This window comes from Pseudomonas sp. LBUM1656, assembly GCF_059716065.1.
Window position 1 is genome coordinate 5,152,314 of the sequence record NZ_CP166800.1, and the last position, 19,438, is coordinate 5,171,751.

The window sequence follows — 19,438 nt, forward strand, 5'->3', positions numbered from 1 at the left end:
CCACAGGGATCGGTGTATCCAGGCAATGCACTGTGCTGAACACAACCGAGTCCGAACCCAAGGAACCCGTATGAGCCTGTCACTCCTGAGCCGCTACGCCTTCTTTGCCGCTTGCGTGATCTTCACCTTCGCCAGCCTGCCCTTCCTGGAACACGAATGGCTCTGGCCGATCACCGCCGTGACCGGCGTCTTGAGCCTCGTGGGCCTGTTCGATCTGCTGCAAAGTCCTCACGCGGTGCGGCGCAACTACCCGATCCTGGGCAATATCCGTTATCTGGTGGAGGGCATTCGCCCGGAAATCCGCCAGTACCTGCTCGAATCCGACAGCGACGCCCTGCCCTTCTCCCGGGCCCAGCGCTCGCTGGTCTATTCCCGGGCCAAGAATGAAAGCGCCGACAAACCCTTCGGCACGCTGATCGATGTGTACCAGTCAGGTTTCGAATTCATCGGCCACTCGATGCGCCCGGCGCCGTTGAGCGATCCAAGTGCTTTCCGCGTAATAGTTGGCGGTCCACAGTGCACCCAGCCGTACTCGGCCTCGGTGTTCAACATCTCGGCCATGAGCTTCGGCTCGCTCAGCGCCAACGCCATTCGCGCGTTGAACCAGGGCGCCAAACTCGGCAACTTCGCCCATGACACGGGCGAAGGCAGCATCAGCGCGTATCACCGGGAAAACGGCGGCGACCTGACCTGGGAACTCGGCAGCGGCTACTTCGGTTGCCGTACCCCGGACGGACGCTTCGACCCGGAGCGCTTTGCCGCCCAGGCGCAGACGCCGCAGGTACGGATGATCGAAATCAAGATGTCGCAAGGCGCCAAACCCGGCCACGGCGGCATTTTGCCCAAGCACAAAGTCACCAAGGAAATCGCCGAAACCCGCGGCATCCTGATGGGCGAAGATTGCATCTCGCCGTCGCGACACAGTGCGTTTTCCACGCCGATCGAACTGATGCACTTCATCCAGCAATTGCGCGAGCTGTCCGGCGGAAAACCGGTGGGCTTCAAGTTCTGCCTCGGTCACCCGTGGGAATTCATGGGCATCGCCAAGGCCATGCTGGAAACCGGCATTCTCCCGGACTTCATCGTGGTCGACGGCAAGGAAGGCGGGACCGGTGCCGCCCCCGTGGAATTCACCGACCACATCGGCGTGCCGATGCGTGAAGGCCTGCTGTTCGTCCACAACACGCTGGTGGGACTGAACCTGCGCGACAAAATCAAACTCGGCGCCAGCGGCAAGATCGTCAGTGCCTTCGACATCGCCAGCGTCCTGGCCATCGGCGCCGACTGGGCCAACTCGGCGCGCGGCTTCATGTTTGCCATTGGCTGCATCCAGTCGCAAAGCTGCCACACCAACAAATGCCCAACCGGCGTCGCCACTCAAGACACCCTGCGCCAGCGTGCGCTGGTGGTTCCGGACAAGGCCCAGCGCGTCTTCAACTTTCACCGCAACACGCTCAAGGCCCTCGCGGAAATGCTCGCGGCCGCCGGCCTCGATCACCCTTCACAACTGTCGGCCAAGCATCTGGTGCGGCGCATGTCGGCGACCGAGATCAAGCTGTTCTCGCAGCTGCATGTGTTCTTGAAACCGGGGGAATTGCTCACCGGTGAGGTGAATGGCGAGTTTTACTCGCGGATGTGGCAGATGGCGCGGGCGGATAGTTTTGAGCCAAATGAGGTGATTGCTGCGTAAGGATTGCTCTGTATGCCAGCCTTATGGAGAGGCTGGCATCAGCGACACCTTCACGCTTCGCGCTCGCCATACAGGACAAATCTGGAAAAGAAGAACCCGCAGACCAGACTCAACAGCGAGAACGAAGCGACGGTTACCAGCCCGTGGATTTTCCAGACATCGGCATAATGTCCGACCACGAAACTCATGCCCCCCATAAACAACACAAACATCAGATAACGAAGAACCGACGCTCCGGCCTCAAACGTGTAGAGCGCATGCACATAAAATGAGAACGTCGCGGCCACACAAAACGCCGAAAAATTACTGGCCGCCTGGCTAATCTCGGCCGCTGTAGTCAGTACGTAAAATATCTGCCAATGAATCAGCGTATTGGCCACGCCAACGATCGCGTAAGTGGAGAATGCTTTCCATAAGGCTTTCATGTCCGATCCTTGAACTGTTTCCGTTTCAGGTGCGGGTCAAACCTAAAGTCATGGGCAGGTGCGCGTCTACTGTAAGAACTAACAGGTAGCGTGGCACGCCAGATCAACGGTCATGGGTTCACCACTGCAAAGTGGATTTCCGGACGGGTTCTTTCATGACGATAAAGCCGTAATCCCCCAGCAGATAAATGCGATAGAACAGGCTGTCTACCAGCGGTGGATAACCCTGGTATCCCACCAGCGTGGCGTTGCGCCGCTCCTTTTCCCTGACCACATTGGTAATGCCTGCCTTGGGCAGGTTTTCAGCAAGCATGTAAAAGTCGATGTTCAGCAGGTAATGCAAAACCGGCATCTGCTTGAACGACCCGGCAGCGCTCACCAGCCAATGATCCGAATAAGTCACCGACATATAAATCCGCTTGGCCTCGCGCAATGCCGGGCGCGAAGCAATGTCTGCGCTCAAGGCAGACAGTGCATTCGTCGCGAAGGTTTTTTGTAATGTCAGCACCCGTCCATAGGCGAAGGACAGCGAGAGCATCGCCAACAGCGGAACCAGCAACAGCAATGGCAGCTTTCCATGTACTCGCGCCAGCGCCCGATGGCTCAGGTAGAACAGCAGCACCAGCACCACAGCAAAACCCATCAAGGTGCGGGCGCCTTCATTGAAGTCGCGGAAAAACAATGAGGCCCCCGGCACCAGCACTATCAGGACGGGCAAGAGCAAAAGACACAGCAGGCCGATGATGGTTTTTTCCAGGCCTGTGCCCGCACGCTCCACCACGCGCCGTCCCACCCGTACGGCACCGGCGACAGCGCACAGCAACAGCGCGGCGAACACCCAGGCAAAGCCGCCATGGAACAGCAGCACGATTTTTTCCAGCACCCGGCTCGCGTTGGTTTCAACTTGCAGCAGCGGCGCCGCCGCCCAATTCAACAACGAGGTTCGGCTCTGAGTCATGAAGGCATAGGCAGTGGCGTAATAGATCAAGCCGGCCAAGCCTATCTGAACCACTTTGCAGCCGATCAATCGCCACCACGCGGGCCATGCCAGTTTGTCGCTCGCTCCCCGCAGCCACTCCAGGCAACAGAGCCCGAGAAACACATTGAAGCTGACCTGATACAGCCCGATGGCCAATGCAATCAGCGCGGCGGGTATCAGCAGTTGCTGGATGCGTGAGGGGCTTTGGAAGGTGATCGCGTAGATCACCGCCACCAGGCTCAGCGCCATGGTCGGTCCGTCGTATTGGTACGACAGGTTTTGCAGGAAAAACGGGCTGTACCAAAGCGGCAGCACCACCAGGCAATGGGTGAATGTCGGTTCGGGGAAGTAGTGAAACGTCAGCCGGGTCAGGGCCCAACTCATCGCCAGCGTGGCAATCAACAGCGGCAGCGGGAAGATATTCGGCGCGGCACCGCTGAAGGTCAGCAGGTTGTAGAACCACTGCGCGAACAACCGGCCCTCCTGCGCCCAGCCTGTGCCGGCGGCCAAGGCGCGCCAGTTGTCATCGATGTAAGGGAAATCTGCGAGGATCAACGGCAGGATGTAAAGCAGCGTCGCAAAGAGAAACATCAACCCGACCTGGCGGCCTGTGAGCTCTTTGTCGAGCCATTCGCTGATCTTCATTCCGGCGCCTCTGGGGGACTTCCGCCTTCAATCGATAAAGCTTTGAACCCCGACGGTAGTTAGAGATCGTGGACCTGCGCGGCTTTTAGACAGGCGGTTGCGTCCCTCGGCGATGCGCAGAGACATTCCGTAATATCCACACTTTGCAATTGCCGGCGAATCCCTGCACCCTGCGCGCCGCCGATGTGCGGCGCGCAACCTTTTGTGTCGCCGGCCGCGCCTACTTCAAAACCCGTTCAAGAGCCCGCCGCCATGACGACTGAACGCGATCACCGGATCGACTTTTTCCGGGGCCTGGCACTGATCTTCATTTTCTGGGATCACGTGCCCCACAACCCTTTGGGTCAAATCACCCTGCGCAATTTCGGTTTCAGTGATGCAGCCGAAGTCTTCGTGTTTCTCGCCGGCTACGCGGCGGTCCTGGCCTACGGCAAAATCCTTGCGCGCGACGGTTACCTGATTGCCTGCGTGAAAATCCTGCGCCGGGCCTGGGTGCTGTATGTGGTGCATATCTTCCTGCTGGCGATGCTGATGGGCATCGTGTTCTTCGCCAACAGCCACGTGGAGACCCGCGATCTGGTAGAGGAAATGGGCATGCACCACTTCATCAGCAACCCGCAGCAAGCCTTGATCGATGAGTTGCTGTTGCGCTTCAAACCGAACCTGATGGATCCGTTGCCGCTCTACATCGTGCTGCTGGCAGGTTTGCCGCTGGTGCTGCCGATATTTGTGCGCAAACCCTGGGTGGTGGTGGCGATGTCGTTTGCGGTGTACCTGACGGTGCCGTTGTTCGGCTGGAACCTGGCCGCCATCAAGGACGGCGTGTGGTACTTCAACCCCGTCGCCTGGCAACTGTTGTTTGTACTCGGCGGTGCCGCTGCAATTCATGGGCAACGCCCGCGGTTGCCCGACAGGCGTTCGTTGCTGCGCCAGCCAGTGTTTGTGAGTGCGGCGTTATACGCAGGCGTTGCCGGTGTACTGACCGTATTGTGGCGGTGGCCGCAACTGCATGATGCGGTGGTGCCGACCAGCCTGAGCAATCTGTTGTACCCGATCAGCAAGACCGACCTGTCACCGGTGCGCCTGCTGCACTTTCTGGCGCTGGCGTATGTCACGGCAAAACTGTTGCCGGACACTGGCTGGACGCAGAACTGGCTGGCGCAGCAATGCAGTCGCATGGGGCGTTATTCGCTGGAAGTGTTCTGCCTCGGGGTGTTGTTGGCGCCGTTGGCGGATATGGTCAATGCCCTGACCGATGATGCGTTTGCCATGCAAATCTTTACGGCGTTGGTGGGGGCGGGATTGATGGCGTTGTTGGGGGTTTGGCTGGATTTCAACAAGCGGTTGAATAGGCAAATTTCGGTGGTGGCCGCTTAAAGTCAAAACGTAAAAAGCCCCGCCTCTTTAAAGAGCGCGGGGCTTTTGCGTTTCAGGCGTTACGGCTTATGAAGCCGAACGCACCGCACCTTGCGACACATTGGTCGGTTGCAGCTTGAACACGTAGAACAACACCGTCAGCAGCACCAGAAACGCGGGGCCGACATACAACGCCACGCGAGTCTCCGGGAAGTACGCCATCAAGCCGACCACCAGCACCAAAAACGCCAGCGCCAGGTACGAGCTGACCGGGTATAGCCACATCTTGTACTTCAGACCGGCACGTTCGCTGGCACTCAGGCCTTGGCGGAACTTGAGCTGGGCCAGCAGGATCATCACCCAGGTCCAGATCGCACCGAAGGTGGCAATCGCCGTCACCCAGACAAAGACTTTCTCAGGCACCAGGTAGTTGAGCAGCACGCCCAACAGCAACGCACCGATCGACAGCAGCAGCGCGCGACGTGGCACGCCATTGCTCGAGGTCTTGGCGAAACCGGCCGGGGCCTGGCCATTCTGCGCCAGGCTGTAGAGCATGCGCCCGGTGCTGAAGATGCCGCCGTTGCAGGACGACAACGCCGCGGTGATCACCACGAAGTTGATGATGCCGGCCGCAGTCTTGATGCCCAGACGCTCGAAGGTCATCACGAACGGACTGCCCTGGGTGCCGATTTCGTTCCACGGGTAAATCGACAGGATCACGAACAACGCGCCGACGTAGAACAACAGAATCCGCCAGAACACCGAGCCGATCGCATTGGGAATGGTCTTCTGCGGGTTCTTCGCTTCACCGGCGGTCAGGCCGATCATCTCGACGCCGAGGTAGGCGAACATCACCATTTGCAGCGACATCAACACGCCTTGCACGCCGTTGGGCATGAAGCCGCCGTGGGCCCAGAGATTGGAAATCCCCAGCGCTACGCCGTCGTTGCCAAAGCCGAACGCGATCACGCCAATGCCGCCGATCACCATCGCGATGATGGTGACGATCTTGATCAGGGCGAACCAGAACTCGAATTCACCGAAGGCCTTTACTGCAATCAGGTTGATCGAACCCATGCTGATCAACGCGGCGAGCGCCCAGATCCAGCGCGGCACATCGGGGAACCAGACGCCCATGTACACCGCCACTGCGGTGATTTCCGCAACGCACGTCACCAGCCACAGGAACCAGTAGTTCCAGCCAGTCAGGAAGCCCGCCAACGGGCCGAGGTAATCTTGGGCGTAACGGCTGAAGGAGCCGGCGACCGGGTTGTGCACGGCCATCTCGCCGAGGGCGCGCATGATCACCAGGATCGCCAGACCACCGATGATGTAGGACAGCATAATGGCAGGACCGGCCATCTCGATGGCCTTGGCCGAGCCGAGGAACAGACCGACGCCGATACAGGCTCCGAGCGCCATCAAGCGAATATGCCGTTCGCCGAGTTCGCGTTTAAGCGGGCCGCCCTGAGCGGTCTCGCCGTGGGGCAGGTGATTGCCGACTGGCATAGGGGTACAACCTCGTCTTGTTATTGGGTATGACCACCGAGTAACAAAGCGCTGACCGGTAAGCCATTGCTTCTGAGAAACCGGGCCTGCTTCGTGAGCAAACCCGTCTTGCAGGACAACACCTGCAAGATCAGCGGGGCGTGCAGTATAAAAAGCTTCGTACAGGGTTTTTCACTCTATAAACCCCAACATTCAGCCAGAACTCTCGGGAAAAGCCCGGTTTGCGGAGGGGCATTACCTGGCTTTTGTAGGATTTTTCACAGCTGAAACGGCGCCGAGTATTGCACAGCATTGGTGCATCGTCATGCCCCTGCCTTGGCCTTATTTACCGCTCGACGTGTCTAGCAAAGGTATTTCAGGCAGGCACGCCCCTGTGGCGAGGGAGCTTGCTCCCGCTCGGCTGCGCAGCAGTCGCAAAACCTGTAATCGCGGTTCTACTGAAAGACCGAGATGGCAAATTTGGGCCTGCTTCGCAGCCGAGCGGGAGCAAGCTCCCTCGCCACAGGTTATGGGAAATATTCGAGATTCTTGCTGCCACAATTTTTTCACCATCGCCAACCACCGACTAAGCTTCAGACAAGTCCGATCAATCTGCGTGAATGGATCAGTCGACTATGGGCGCGTTATGGCAAACCGATACGAGTAAAACTGTGGTTCCGACTGAACGTGTGGATGAAGCGCCTATACCTGAAAAACCTCCTGGCAGTCGTACGACGCACGGTTGGGGGGCGTTTTGGCTGTTGCTGGTGATTATTCTGATTGTCCTGGGGCTTGCCGCTGCCAAGGAAATGCGCACCTCGAAGTTTCAATCCCGCGAGGCGAGCAAATTCGCCGCCTCCCTGAGTTACGAAATGAAACCCGGCCCCAGCGACGCCATTCGCTATCCGGGCGCAGGCCCTTTCGACCTTCGTCTGGGCTACAGCTCGATGGGCGAGTTTTTGCCGCGGTTGCTCAAGCGTGACTACGTCATTGCGTCACAGACCCGCTTCTCGCAAAAGCTGATGGACTACACCGACAACGGCTTTTTCGTGCCCTACGCGGAAAAAATCCAGGCGGGGTTGTCGATCACCGATTGCCGTGCCGCACCGCTTTATCAGTACAAATACCCGCAACAGCTGTATTCAAGCTTCGACGCGATCCCGCCGGTGGTGGTCAACAGCCTGCTGTTTATCGAAAACCGCTTTTTGCTCGATCCCAAGCAACCCTTGGCCAACCCCGCCGTGGACTGGCCGCGGTTCGGCATGGCGATCTGGTCCCAGGTTGCCAAGCTGATTCACGTGCCGGGCCAGTCGGCGGGCGGCAGTACGCTGGCGACGCAACTTGAAAAGTATCGGCACTCGCCCGATGGCCTGACGGTGTCTGGCGCGGAAAAGATCCGGCAGATGATCTCCGCCACGGTGCGGGCATATCAGGCGGGCCCGGAAACCTTGCAGGCCCGGCAAAACGTGGTGCGCGACTACCTCAACAGCGTGCCGCTGTCGGCAGTACCGGGTCACGGTGAAGTGCATGGCATGGCCGAGGGCTTGCGGGTCTGGTACGGCGCCGATTTCAACAAGGCCAACGAACGGCTGGCCAGCACCGACACGGATCCCAAGAGCATGGCTGAAAAAGGCCTGGCCCTGCGGGAAATGCTCTCGCTGATGATCGCCCAGCGCCGCCCTTCTCATTACCTGACCAAGGGTCATGATGAACTGGCCGACCTCACTGACAGCCACATTCGCCTGCTGGCGGCGAATGGCGTGATCGACGCGCCCTTCGCCGCCGCCGCCCTGGCCAGCAAGGTGACCTACCGCGACTGGCAGACCCAGCCAACCATCCAGCCGATCGAAACCAACAAAGGCATCAGTGTGGCGCGCAGCCGTCTGGGCGGGTTGCTCAACCGTCCGCTGTACGACCTCGACCGTCTCGACCTGTCGGCCACCAGCACCCTGCAAGGCGATCTGCAAACCCAAGCCACCGAATACCTCAAACACCTGGCCGACCCGGTGTTTGCCACGCAAATCGGTCTGATGGGCGAACGCTTGCTCACCCCCACCAGTACCACCCAGGTGCGCTACAGCTTCACGCTGTTTGAACAGACACCGGACGGCGCCCGCGTAAGGGTGCAGACCGACAGCACCGATCAGCCGTTCGACATCAACGAAGGCAGCAAGCTGGAGCTGGGTTCAACCGCGAAGATGCGCGTGCTCACCACCTACCTGCAGATCATGGCCGAGCTGCACGATAAATATGCCGAAATGACCATCCCTGAATTGAAGAAAGTCGAGATCCCGGATCAGGATCGCCTGAGCCGCTGGGCCGTTGATTACCTGATTCAAAACAAGGACCGCAATCTGTCGACCATGCTGGGCGCCGCGCTGGACCGCAAATATTCCGCCAGCCCTGGCGAAGCCTTTTTCACCGGCGGCGGGCTGCACACCTTCGTCAACTTCCGCAAGGAAGACAACGGCCGCATTCCAACCCTGCGCGATGCCTTGCGAGAATCGATCAACCTGCCGTTCATTCGGCTGATGCGTGACCTGGTGCGCTACACCACGTATTCCGGCCCCAACAACAGCGCCGAATTGCTCAAGGACGATCGCGACCCACGGCGTCAGGAATACCTGGCCAGTTTCGCCGACCGCGAAGGCACTTCATTCCTCCTCAAATTCTGGAAAAAGTACAAAAACAAGGATACCCAGGCGCGGCTCGACACCTTCCTCGACAGCATGCGCCCGACCCCGATTCGCATGGCAGCAGTGCATCGTTATCTGCTGCCGCAGGCCAGTCAGGAAAGCTTCAACACCTTCGTACGCTCGCACCTCAAAGGCGCGAAGCTCACCGAAAAACTCACCGACGAACGCTTGCAGCGGCTCTACGAGAATTACAGCCCCGGCGCCTACGATCTGCCGGACCAGGGCTTCATCGCCAAGGTTCACCCGCTGGACCTGTGGCTGATGGGTTACCTGCTGAACAACCCGGATGCCAAGTGGAGCCAGATCGTCAAAGCCAGCCAGTTCGAGCGTCAGGAAGTCTACAGCTGGCTGTTCAAGAGTCGTCACAAGGGCGCCCGTGACAGCCGTATACGCACGATGCTGGAGATCGAAGCCTTCCTCGACATTCATCAACGCTGGCAGAAAGTCGGTTACCCGTTCGATCACCTGGTGCCGTCGCTGGCCACCGCCATCGGCAGCTCCGGCGACCGTCCGGCGGCATTGGGCGAGCTGATCGGCACCATCCTCAACGACGGTGTGCGCATGCCGACATTGCGCATCGACACCCTGCATTTCGCGGCGAATACCCCGTACGAAACCAAGCTGATCAATGACCCGGTTGCCGGCAAACGGGTGATGCCGTCCGAAGTGGCCACTGCCATGCGCGAGGCTTTGTCGCAGGTGGTGGACGCCGGTACCGCCAAACGTGTTTCCGGCAGTTTCATCACCCCCGATGGCAAACCCCTGGCCATGGGCGGCAAGACCGGGACCGGGGATAACCGCATCGAAGCCATTGGTTCCGGCGGGCGTATCCTGAGTTCGAAATCGATCAACCGCACGGCGACCTTCGTGTTCTTCATCGGTGATAACCACTTTGGCACGTTGACCGCGTTTGTACCCGGGCGTACGGCTGAAGCGTTCAAGTTCACCTCGGCGCTGCCGGTGCAAGTACTCAAGGGCATGGCGCCGATTCTCACGCCGTATCTGCAACCAGGTACGCATACGCAATGCCTGCCGGTGGAGGTAGCGCGACGCTGATAAACGAGGGCGGTAATTAATTATTTTCGGCATTGGTAATTCCAATGCGTTGCGCGGACGAACACTTGTTAAGCAGCGGTAATTGCGACTTTTACTTTGAGCCTCGGGCGTTAGGCTGGTGACTCCACTTAACGCTCAAGGTTTATTCAACGCATGACTGACTTACACGGACGTATATCAGCGCTACCAACACCTGGGGACGACTATAAAAGTCGTCACTACGATTTCATCAAGAGCCGCATCCACCCTACTTTCAAGCGCGCCTCACTGCGACGGATTCGGGAGCTGAGCCTCACACAAACGGCTTCAGGGCATTGGGTACAGACCACCAAAGATTTCGATCACACGCCGTTACAAGAAGCCAACCTTGAACTCTGGTCCGCTCAAAATACAGTCGACCGTGTATTGGATAAGGTACAAGGCGTTTATGAGTTTGCCGAACCGTTACTGACCGACGCGTTGCTGGAACAGTTCGGGGTCAACGTCGATGTCACGACAACTTACTTGTATCTCTATCTACCGAAAAAGCTGCCCTGGTATGCCAGCGACCTGGGCGGTGTGGTTACGCGAACCGTTTCACTGCTGGATGCGGCCCTGCACAACTTCGCGAGCACAGAAACCTGCGAGGCAGACTCTAACTTCATCAGCCAGCCCGACGCGCTCGGGCATTTCGATATCCTGCCGATCAAACGCAACATGTCCATCGCCCAGTTCCAGACCCTGTGTCGCAATCTGGATATTGGCGCGCGCTACACGAAATACCTTGAAGAACAATTGTTGCCTAAAGACGGCCTTGCCCAAGGGTATTTGAAACTCAAAATCGTCGAGAGCGAAAAAGCCGCGTTTAAAGCGGCGGCTCAACTGGCTGTTCTGACGGGCGACATCGACGCCGATGCCAGTGACATGATTCTGAAAATGCTCGATGGCCAGCGCAACCTCACCCGTAAAGGCCGGGTGATGCAATTCGCCGAACTGTCCATCCTCGACAGCCTGCTGACCGGAATCGTATTGATCACACCGAGGCCGGAACAACGCATTCGTGACGTGACACCGGTGATCGTTTACGTCCCGCAAGACCCTGAGCACCCACTGAAAGAGTACCCCTCGACCGTCGCCTTCATGGACGAACTGACGCGCCAGTTGCGCGACAACGAAATCGTGTCGTCCACCGGCATGACCTACCAGCAATACTTCAGCCGGTTCGTCGATCAATCAGACCGAGGGCATTTTTTCGGCGGACTGCAACAACGTCTGTTCAAAGTGAAATGGCATCAGAAAGAGCTATTGGAGCAAGGGCCGAGCTGGCGGGAAGTGGCCGTCACCCATCCCAGCCTGCATTTCAAAGCCGCACCGATCCCCGGCGAACTCTGGGAGTACCTCTTTCAGCAAAAGCTCAACAAGGTCCTCAACGACGCCCGACACATCGCCGTGTCCACCGCCGATGCCGATACCAATGCCCGATGGGCCTGGTGGGAAAACTTCAAGAAAATAGTCTCCGACATCTTCAACATCGCCCTGATGGTCGTCACGCCGTTCGTTCCAGGGTTGGGTGAAATGATGATGGTCTACTCGGTGTATCAGATGGCCAGCGACGTCATCGAAGGCATTGTCGACATGACCATGGGAATGTGGACCGAAGCCGGCGAGCATATCGCCGGTGCGGTTTCGGACTTTCTTTCCCTGGTGGCGTTTGCCGCCGGCGCGAAGATTGGCGAGTTGGCGCGCTTGAAACTGTCGCCGCTGATCGAAGGCATGAAACCGGTCACCCTGCCCAACGGCGAACCCCGGCTGTGGAATCCCGACCTGAAACCTTATGAGCTGCCCGATGTGCAGTTACCGACTGACTCCAGCCCCGACGCGCTGGGACTGCATGCCCACGAAGGCCAGGACACTCTGCCACTGGATGACAAGCACTACGCCGTGCAAAAGGACCCGCAAACCGGCAACTATCGCGTCAAGCACCCGCATCGCGAGAATGCTTATTTACCCGAGTTGAAACACAACGGCCGCGGTGCCTGGACTCATGAAGCCGAGAACCCTCGAGCCTGGGATCGCCCGACATTGATGCGCCGTCTCGGCCACTCCGTGGACGGCTTCAGCGACGTCGAACTCGAAGACGTTCGCATCATCAGCGGCACCGACGACGGTGCGTTGCGCCGGATGTACGTCGACAATACCGCGCCACCACCGCTGCTGGACGACAGCCTCACCCGCCTGAAACTCCAGCGCCAGTCTCGCCAGACCATCGAAAGGATTCGATCGGGTCAGCCCCTCGATCCTTCCTCCTATTGGTTTGAACCGCTGGCGACTTACCTGGATGGCTGGCCTGCGGATAAAGCCCTGAAGGTCTATGAAAAAGCCGACTTGAGTGGACGGTTCCGCCAGTATGGCAATCCCGATGCGACCGACGAGCAGACACTGTCCACCAGTTTTTCGAACCTCATGAGCGACCGATTTGCGCCAGACCTTGCCGAGTTTCTCAGCGAAGAAGAGCTGCAAGCCCTGTTCGGCCGGTCAATTGCCAAAAGTGAACGGGTGCAAGTGCTGCGTAATCGACTGGCAGACGAAGCGAATCGAATGAGCGCTGACATCTTCAACCAGCTTTACCACGGTGCAGAAGCGTCCGACGATCCGCAGATCCGCCTCATCCGCCAGACATTTCCCGAGCTGCCCACCCGTGCGGCAGAGACGCTGCTCAACAGTGCCGACGCGGCCGACCTCCAGCGCATGAATCAGGAGCAGCGTCTACCATTGAGCCTGAAAAGCCGTGCGCGTGAAGCCGTCTTCGAGGCCCGGACGAACCATGCCTATGAAGGTTTTCACGACGGTGCGCAGTGGACAGCGCAAACTGAGAGCCTGGTGCTGAACGCATTGAGGATTCATACCGACGCGTTCGCTGAGTTGCGTATCGAGGTTCGCGAAGGCAGCGATGCCGGCCCCGTGCGCAGCAGCGTGGGCGCGCAGGATGCCTCGACGGTTCGGATTCTGGTCAAGGCTGAGGGGAACCGGTTCGAAGTCTGGGACGCCGACAACCACAAGCTGTACGAAGCCGATGATTTTTACGAAGCCGTCCTCAACGCCATGCCGAAAAACAAACGCGCGCAGCTGGGTTATCGGCCGGGCCAGGGTGAGTTTTTCAAGCAATGGGTGATGGCAAAGACCGCGACACCTGCGCAGCGCCGCACCGCCCTCGCCGCACCGCCAGTCCGTCCGATGGCGGACCATGAAGACATGACGCTGTTGCGCGGTCCCGGTTTCTCGACCACCGCCGCCACGCTCACCGAACGGGTGGAGGATTTGTACCCCCACTTCAATGAACGAGAGGTCAATACCTTCGTTCGATCCCTGGGTTCGCAAGAACAAGGGCATCAGACACTGACGAGGCTGGATCGAGAACTACATGACCTTCACAAGCTGATCGGTCGCTGGCAAAACCAGCGAATCGATACGTGGGGGCCTGATCGACAAGGGTTCGTAAACGGTGGCGGGCAGCACATTGCCATACGGCTTATCGAGTGTTTCTCAAGAACACCCGACGTTTTCGGTGAGCGCAATATCACTGTCGACGGCGGTTATGCGCTGGACCTTTCCACCGAGTACGACGTGCTCGATCTCGAACGCTGGTGGAAGGAGCTGCCAGATATGAAGCACTACCTGGATCAGATCAACACCTTGAATCTGGACCGCACGAACTTTTCCGAAACCTCCTCCGGCCTGTTGAGCGACTTCCCTCATCTTCGGCAAATGAGCGCCCGAAGCTGCGGGTTGACGCGACTCCCCGAAACCATCGGCAAGATGCACTACCTGCGAACCTTGCGGCTGACGAACAACGAAATCACGTTGACCCCCTCGGCGGTCGAGCAACTGCGCAACCTGACCCACATGGAAACCCTCAGGCTCGATGACAACAGGCAACTGGGCAGGCTCCCGGACGTCGGCCGCATGCCCAAACTGAGAATCCTGAGCTTGAGCAACACCGGAGCCACCACTTGGCCCGATGGCCTGTTCGGGCCCTTCAACAAGCGTAGACCGCGTGGCTTTTTTCTGGATTTGCAGGAGAACCCGATCAGCGTCATTCCGACGGTCGCACCCGGCTCGGAGGATGCCTTCCTCCTGGCGCGGACCCGCTTGTACGAAAAACAGCTCTCGGACAAAAACCTGGTCATTTTCAAAGCCTATCGTCGGTCAGTCGGCATCGCTACCAGGCAGGTCTACGCCGACGCTGCAAGAGACGCGATGAACCTGTGGCCAATGAACGACGACTCTGTCTGGTGGAGTGCCGAGGTCTCAGGGCTGGGTACTTTCCGGGAGGAAGCCTGGCACGATCTGATGACCGAGCCTGGCTCCGAAGATTTCTTTGCCTTGATCCAGAAACAGACACGCTCGGCCGATTACCAAGCCGGTAGTGATTTGCGTCAACAGCTCAGCAGCCGGGTATGGCGCATGGTCGAAGCCATCGACCTGGACACCGAGTTGCGCAAGGAATTGTTCGAAATGGCCAGGGCGCCCACCACTTGCGCCGATGCCGGGGCTCAGGTGTTCAACCACATGGGCATCAAGGTGCTCGCATCCGAAGCCTATGCCTTGTCGACGTCCAATGCAGTGCTTGAAAGCAAGTTGGTGAATCTGGCAAAAGGTGCCGCGCGCCTCTCGCGCGTAGATGACATTGCCCGTACCGACTTCGGCAGCCGTGCGGGCAATCCCGATGAGGTGGAAGTCTATCTCGCTTACGAAACCGGCCTGGCTCAACGCCTCGGCTTGCCGTGGCAATCGGAATCGATGCTGTTTCGCCCCCTGGCCAACGTGAGCGCCAAAACCCTCGACACGGCCTTCGACACGGTGAAATCGATGGAAGCCGGCGACGGGTTGGTCAACGACATGATCGATCTGCCGTTCTGGCAGAAATACTTGCAGGACACTTACCCGAACGAGTTCAGGCGCAATGCCCGGCTGTACGAAACCAAGAATGACTTGCTGGATGAGTTACGCGAGGTACAACAGGCCTGGGCCGGCTCCAAGAGCCTGCAGATCGCACAGCGACGAGCGCTTAAACAACGCCTGCTAGACCTCGCCCGGCGACTGAATGTCAATGACAGCCTGGTGCTGACCGACGAAGTCATGACCGGCGAGGTCTACGGCAGATTGCTTCACGACATGGGCTACGAAGAAAAAGAGCTGAGCAGAACGCTGACCCGCGCAGCACTGAAAAAAGACGCACAGCAGTAATCGACGACCCCTGATGCATCGGCTGATGCATCAGGGTTCAACCCTTAACCCACTTGCGAATCCCAGATCACCGTTACGTTGCCCGAGTAAGATCTGGCGACACCAGGCTTGAGCATTTCCTCGACCTCGTCCTGCGCAATCTCGAAGTGCAAGGTTCCCGGTTTGCGATCGACATAAAAGCGCGGCTGGAAAAGCTCAGTGCCACTGCCGTCGCGCCGCAACGGCCGGCGACTGACCGGTTGGGCCGCGGCATCCACCAGGCCATTGGGCAGGGTCAGGCTGACGTCGAGCGGCACGACATGACCTGAAGCCGGATCGCGCACCGAGCAGCGGTTGCCATCCAGGCTGTACTGGCAGTCCAGGCTCATCTTGAAGCGACTCGACGAAGACACATTGAATGTCTGATCACGAAACAGCCGTGTCGGCTTGCGCCCCTGCGTCAGCCAGGCTTGCCAACCGCCCTGCGGGACCAGTTCGACGCGATTGCCGCCCGGCGGTATCTCGACCTTGAGGGTGTGCCGAACATCCAGAGAGAAGTTGAGGGTCAGTTGGTTGTCACTGGGAATCATGACATCGCCCATGTCGAAGTCCTGATGAGGACCGACCGTGTATGGCATGGTGCCGGTGTATTTGCCGGACTTCATGGCCAGGGGGTCAGGCGTACGCAGCTCGTAAGCAAAAACGAAGTACAAGTAACGAAACGAAAGCGGTATATCGAATTTTGCCTTCTTGCTGCACACCCCCGCCCCTCTGCCGACTCTCCAAAAACTGTTGTAACCGGAGGGCCCCGCCGAATACCAGCCAACACTCGAACAGGGTACGGGCGCATTGACCCAACCACCCCCTACCCATAAGTCGTCCCACCATCCTCCCCCGGTCAACTCAGTGACAGGACGGGGAGTTGCGGCTTCGTGCCCAATCCCGCCGATGCGTATGGAAAGGATTTGTGTATCACCCGATTCATGAGTGACCACCACGTCTCTCCAGTCCGAGGGTACGCGGGCCATCCCCCCCTGCCGCGGGTCCGCATGGTTGGCCAGGATTGGCGCATTGGCCGTGAATGAAATCGGCGCCCCAAGACTGAACAGGTTATAGGGCGCACAGGCTTGCGGTATCTGCCGGCAAAAACCCTCGGACGGCGTCATGTTGACGAATACGTTTTTATTCGGCTTCGATGAGTCGGGCTCGAATACCGCTTCGATCTCGATAACGGCTGCCTGGACGGGAAGTGCAAGCACAGCACACGCCAGGCTGCTCACCAGTCGAACTGATTTCCCACGTAGAAAGCGCATTGTCATTCCTTCAAGTTCCATATTGATGCTCAGCCTTTCTGAACGGGTCCTCCAGGCGCTGGCTAAACCTCCGAATCCCAGATCACCGTGACATTGCCCGAGTAAGATCTGGCGACACCGGGCTTGAGCATTTCACCGACCTCATCCTGCGCAATATCGAAGTGCAACGTTCCCGGTTTGCGATCGACATAAAAGCGCGGCTGGAAAAGCTCGGTGCTACTGCCGTCGCGCCGCAACGGTCGGTGACTGACCGGTTGGGCGGCGGCATCTACCAGGCCGTTGGGCAGGGTCAGGCTGACGTCGAGCGGCACGACATGACCTGAAACCGGATCGCGCACCGAACAGCGGTTGCCATCCAGGCTGTACTGGCAGTCCAGGCTCATCTTGAAACGACTCGACGAAGAGATATTGAACGTCTGATCCCGGAACAGCCGCGTCGGCTTGCGTCCCTGGGTCAGCCAGGCCTGCCAGCCGCCCTGCGGGACCAGTTCGACTCGGTTGCCACCAGGGGGAATATCAACCTTGAGCGTGTGCTGGACGTTCAGGGTGAAGTTGAGCGTGATCAAATCATCGTCAGGCAACATGACGTCACCCATGTCGAAATCACGATGCGGTCCAACGGTGTAGTTCATTGTTCCGCGGTACGTGCCCGTCGACATGGTGAGCGGGTTGGGCGTGATCATTTGGTAGGAAAAACCAGCGTCCTGATAAGCAAACTGGTGGGCGTCGGTAATGTCCTTTTGAGCCTGCTTGGCACACACGCCCGCATTGGCCGGAACCCTCCAGAAAAACGCGTAATACAGGCTAGAGCCATAACCCACACCGCCGTAGGTGCAGGGAGCAGGTGCATAAACCCAGGTGCTTGACCAGACCCCTCCAGGAAGAGGCGTTTTGATCGTATAGGCCGCTCCAATGCCGTTTATGCGTATTTTCACCGTCTCGGCTTCACCCGTTGCTTCGTGAATGACCGTCACGTCCTTCCAGTACGAAGGCACCCGGAACATCGGCCCCTGACGTTCATCATGCATCGCCGCAATAGGGGCAACGGACCTGAAACGAATGGGTAACGCGATGCTGAAAACACCGTTTTCGCAATAGGAAGGATGATCCTTGCAATACCCTCCAGGAGGCGTTGTATTTTCGAAGGCATTTTGCATCGGTTTGGCCGGATCCGGCCGGAATACGGCCGTCATCTCCAGGGTTACTGCCTCGACCGACATCGTGCATGACCCAGCCAAAACCAGCACACAAAGTCGGCTCGCCCTCCTGAGTATGTTCATGATCTATCTGCTCCCTTTGCGCCAGTGGCTTCATCCCGGTTTTCTATCTTCCGAACATTGCCCTGATTACTCACCCGGCAGCACCGCGTTGAAAACCAGGTTGACGCTGCCAAAATAATTGCCGGGCCTATAAACCCCATCGGCAGGTGGCACCGGCACGATTTGCAGTAAAACCCGCTTGCCCTGCGCCGCTTCGCTCAGCGAAACCACCTCGCGGCTTTCCCCCTCGCTCAACACCTTGTCGTTGAACAGAACCCGCAAACCAATGTCATGGGCGGCAGTCCCGTTGGACAAGTAGGGCCTGCCCTCAAGGCGGGCTTCGATGGAGCCGGCTTCATTCTTCACATCAAAATACTTGCGCAAGCCACCCAGGGTCGAGGTCGCCAGATTCCACGGCAATGGCTGTTCACGGTGAATCCAGTCGGGGTCTGCGGGAATGACGTAGAACGCCTGGCTCGGGATCGTCACGAACACTTCGAAGTGCTGCACTTCGCGGGCGGCAAATGCTGAATGGCAGGCCATTGCCGACACCATCAGAACCGTGAGTTTTCTGAACATGGTCATCAGCCTTTCACATCGAGTTTCTTGCTGCTCTCGCCTTCAACCAGCGTGAAGCGGTACTCGCGACCAGCCTGTTTCTCGAACTCGAAACTGCGCCCGGCCAGAATGTGGTGCTTGGTGGTGGGCTGGCAGTCCTGCTCGTTCTTTGCCGAACAATCCTTGAACTCATCGATCACCACCACGGTGTTGCCGTTGTTGCGGATCCGATACCTGGCCGCCTCGTTCTCGATCACGCTGACGTAACGCGTGTCCTTGGGACGGACGAAAAACACCGCGCCATAACCGGCCAGCACCGTGACCCCGGCGGAGAGGGTTTTCTTGTATTCCTCACGCTCCTCGCCGGAGACCGCGAATTCGTCTTCTTTCTCGGGCACCACCGGCACGAAACGCACGCGGAAATAGCGCTCTTTGTCGCGGGCGCCCATGTACAGCAATCGCGTGCCTTGCATGCCACTGGCGGGCACGATCAGCCGCGCCGGGCTGGCCATCAAGCCGTCCCGGGCAGTGCCGTCGGCACTGGATTTGAGCGGCACCTCCTGCGACTTGCCCTCGGCGTCGTAGAGGATTTCAAGGATGTTGACCTTGACGAAGGCGGTGCTGTCGCCGCCGTTGAAGACGCGTTTCAAAAACGTACTTTTGTCGCCATCCAGATAGTCGTAAACCGTACCGATATTGATGCTCGGCCCGGCGTGCGCCGTCTGGGTGAACAAACAAAAACCAATCAGTGCCAACCGCCGTTTCATC

General features: G+C 58.5%; 11 protein-coding genes. 4 read left to right on the forward strand and 7 right to left on the reverse strand.

The window, feature by feature from the left end:
* Window positions 1–70: 70 nt before the first annotated feature.
* Window positions 71–1,690, forward strand: a complete 1,620-nt coding sequence (locus tag ACA072_RS23275) for an FMN-binding glutamate synthase family protein (protein ID WP_497620857.1) — start codon at window positions 71–73, stop codon at window positions 1,688–1,690.
* 50 nt (window positions 1,691–1,740) lie between these two features.
* On the opposite strand, the gene ACA072_RS23280 is transcribed toward ACA072_RS23275, so the two are convergent.
* Together ACA072_RS23280 and ACA072_RS23285 are read right to left on the reverse strand one after the other, a co-directional pair.
* The gene (locus tag ACA072_RS23280; protein WP_497620860.1) at window positions 1,741–2,115 is read right to left on the reverse strand and encodes a GtrA family protein; all 375 of its coding nucleotides are present in this window, start codon (window positions 2,113–2,115) and stop codon (window positions 1,741–1,743) included.
* 118 nt (window positions 2,116–2,233) lie between these two features.
* Window positions 2,234–3,739, reverse strand: coding sequence for a glucosyltransferase domain-containing protein (locus ACA072_RS23285; protein WP_497620861.1), 1,506 nt, complete (start codon window positions 3,737–3,739; stop codon window positions 2,234–2,236).
* Between the two features lie 252 nt (window positions 3,740–3,991).
* Here ACA072_RS23285 and ACA072_RS23290 point away from each other — a divergent pair, with 252 nt between their 5' ends.
* On the forward strand, window positions 3,992–5,116 hold the full coding sequence (locus ACA072_RS23290) for an OpgC family protein (protein ID WP_497620862.1): 1,125 nt from the start codon (window positions 3,992–3,994) through the stop codon (window positions 5,114–5,116).
* A gap of 66 nt (window positions 5,117–5,182) precedes the next feature.
* Here ACA072_RS23290 and ACA072_RS23295 read toward each other — a convergent pair whose 3' ends face one another.
* Window positions 5,183–6,604, reverse strand: a complete 1,422-nt coding sequence (locus tag ACA072_RS23295) for an amino acid permease (RefSeq protein ID WP_497620864.1) — start codon at window positions 6,602–6,604, stop codon at window positions 5,183–5,185.
* A gap of 614 nt (window positions 6,605–7,218) precedes the next feature.
* On the opposite strand from ACA072_RS23295, the gene ACA072_RS23300 reads away from it, so the two are divergent.
* The gene (locus ACA072_RS23300; RefSeq protein ID WP_497620866.1) at window positions 7,219–10,335 is read left to right on the forward strand and encodes a transglycosylase domain-containing protein; all 3,117 of its coding nucleotides are present in this window, start codon (window positions 7,219–7,221) and stop codon (window positions 10,333–10,335) included.
* Between the two features lie 405 nt (window positions 10,336–10,740).
* The gene (locus tag ACA072_RS23305; protein ID WP_497620867.1) at window positions 10,741–15,561 is read left to right on the forward strand and encodes an NEL-type E3 ubiquitin ligase domain-containing protein; all 4,821 of its coding nucleotides are present in this window, start codon (window positions 10,741–10,743) and stop codon (window positions 15,559–15,561) included.
* A gap of 44 nt (window positions 15,562–15,605) precedes the next feature.
* Here the strand turns inward: ACA072_RS23305 and ACA072_RS23310 are convergent, their stop codons facing one another.
* The 4 genes from ACA072_RS23310 to ACA072_RS23325 form a co-directional block, all read right to left on the reverse strand.
* On the reverse strand, window positions 15,606–16,853 hold the full coding sequence (locus ACA072_RS23310; RefSeq protein ID WP_497620868.1) for a hypothetical protein: 1,248 nt from the start codon (window positions 16,851–16,853) through the stop codon (window positions 15,606–15,608).
* 62 nt (window positions 16,854–16,915) lie between these two features.
* Window positions 16,916–18,133 carry a hypothetical protein gene (locus ACA072_RS23315; RefSeq protein ID WP_497620870.1) on the reverse strand — a complete coding sequence of 406 codons (1,218 nt, stop codon included), beginning with the start codon at window positions 18,131–18,133 and terminating at the stop codon, window positions 16,916–16,918.
* A 66-nt stretch (window positions 18,134–18,199) separates the two neighbouring features.
* On the reverse strand, window positions 18,200–18,691 hold the full coding sequence (locus ACA072_RS23320) for a CS1 type fimbrial major subunit (protein WP_497620872.1): 492 nt from the start codon (window positions 18,689–18,691) through the stop codon (window positions 18,200–18,202).
* A gap of 5 nt (window positions 18,692–18,696) precedes the next feature.
* On the reverse strand, window positions 18,697–19,437 hold the full coding sequence (locus ACA072_RS23325) for a molecular chaperone (RefSeq protein ID WP_497620873.1): 741 nt from the start codon (window positions 19,435–19,437) through the stop codon (window positions 18,697–18,699).
* Window position 19,438: the final 1 nt, after the last annotated feature.